Raw genomic sequence first — 1,294 nt, 5'->3', positions numbered from 1 at the left:
AAACCCCGCCGCTTTCGCGTTTAAGGGCAGGGCTTGCGATCGCCGCGTGCCGGATCGATCTGCGATGCAGGGTTCTGTGCGGACAACAAAGAGCCCGGCTCTGCAAGGCAGAACCGGGCTCGTTCGTTGTCTGCCGTCACGATCAGGCTGCGGAGCTGACCGGCTTTTCCGCCTGCTCGGCCTGCTGTTGCGCCTGCTGCTCGGCCTGGGCCTGCTCGAGCAGCTTCTTCTCGAATGCGACCAGCTTCTTGGCCTCCTTCAGCGCCTGATACAGATCGCCGTTGAGGATGTGGCCGTTGATCGCCTCGATGATCGGCCACGCGCTCGGGACCGTCGTGATGATGTCGCGCAGCAGGTTGAAGTAGGTGCCGTGATCCGCATCCGCGCCGGGCGAGATGTACATCAGCTGGACGGCAAGATAGACGAGCTTGGCCGGCGTGTCGGCGGTCTCGGGCGTGAGGATATCCTTCTCGCGCAGAATCGGAATGTTCTCGCCGTCGATCAGGAGGCGCGCGCGCTGGTCGGTGTTCGTGATCACGCAGGAGCCGATGATGATGCGCTCATGCGGCTTCAGTTCGACTTTCAGGGCCATTCTCGTTCTCCGTTGCCGCGGTCGGCGCGGCGCCCAACCTGCTTCGTCGAGGCCGGTGACCAGTCCGGCTGCCGTGCGAAATCGTGCGGGAGTCTGCGCGCTCGATCGGTCGGCGCGCAGCAATCCTTTCCGAACATGGTTAACGGACGGTAAACGGCCCGCGTGCTCAGTGAAATACGCGGCGTTTTCAAGGTCATCGCCGCGAATCAGGTGAAACGGCCGTGCTCAGGACGGGCATCGCCGAGGGCAGCCGTTCCCGCCGCTTCACCCTTTGTTAGCCACTGCCATTTACCTTAACGCACGTCGCCCGGTGGTGCACTCGACCACGGGCTTCGCCTTGATCCTGAATGGATCGGGCAGTTTGTTTCACACCAGAAGGGTATGAAAATGTCAGGTATTGTTCTCTCGGCGTCGGTGCGTCAGAATCTGCTTTCGCTTCAGTCGACGGCTCAGCTCCTCGCCACCACCCAGAACAATCTCTCCACGGGCAAGAAGGTCAACTCGGCGCTCGACAACCCGACCAACTTCTTCACCGCCCAGGGTCTCGACAACCGCGCGTCCGACATCTCCAATCTGCTCGATGGCATCGGCAACGGCGTGCAGGTGCTGCAGGCCGCCAACACCGGCATCACCTCGCTGCAGAAGCTCGTCGACAGCGCCAAGTCGATCGCCAACCAGGTCCTGCAGAGCTCCGTCGGCTAT

The 1,294-nt window shown here is 62.2% G+C and carries 2 protein-coding genes; one reads left to right on the top strand and one right to left on the bottom strand.

The features are described from left to right. Positions 1-142: 142 nt before the first annotated feature. On the bottom strand, positions 143-592 hold the full coding sequence (gene flbT / locus BRAO375_RS28075) for a flagellar biosynthesis repressor FlbT (RefSeq protein WP_035642724.1): 450 nt from the start codon (positions 590-592) through the stop codon (positions 143-145). Between the two features lie 387 nt (positions 593-979). Between flbT and BRAO375_RS28070 the strand changes: the two genes are divergently transcribed. Further along, a partial coding sequence (locus BRAO375_RS28070) for a flagellin N-terminal helical domain-containing protein (RefSeq protein WP_502688972.1) occupies positions 980-1,294 on the top strand: 315 nt, incomplete at its 3' end.

Source organism: Bradyrhizobium sp. ORS 375 (assembly GCF_000239775.1).
In the GTDB taxonomy this organism is placed as follows: domain Bacteria; phylum Pseudomonadota; class Alphaproteobacteria; order Rhizobiales; family Xanthobacteraceae; genus Bradyrhizobium.
This window is presented reverse-complemented; position numbering and strand designations above follow the sequence as displayed.

Bases quoted from the DNA above. Each gene is read 5' to 3' on its own strand.
- flbT (WP_035642724.1), bottom strand. From the start codon at position 592: ATGGCCCTGAAAGTCGAACTGAAGCCGCATGAGCGCATCATCATCGGC.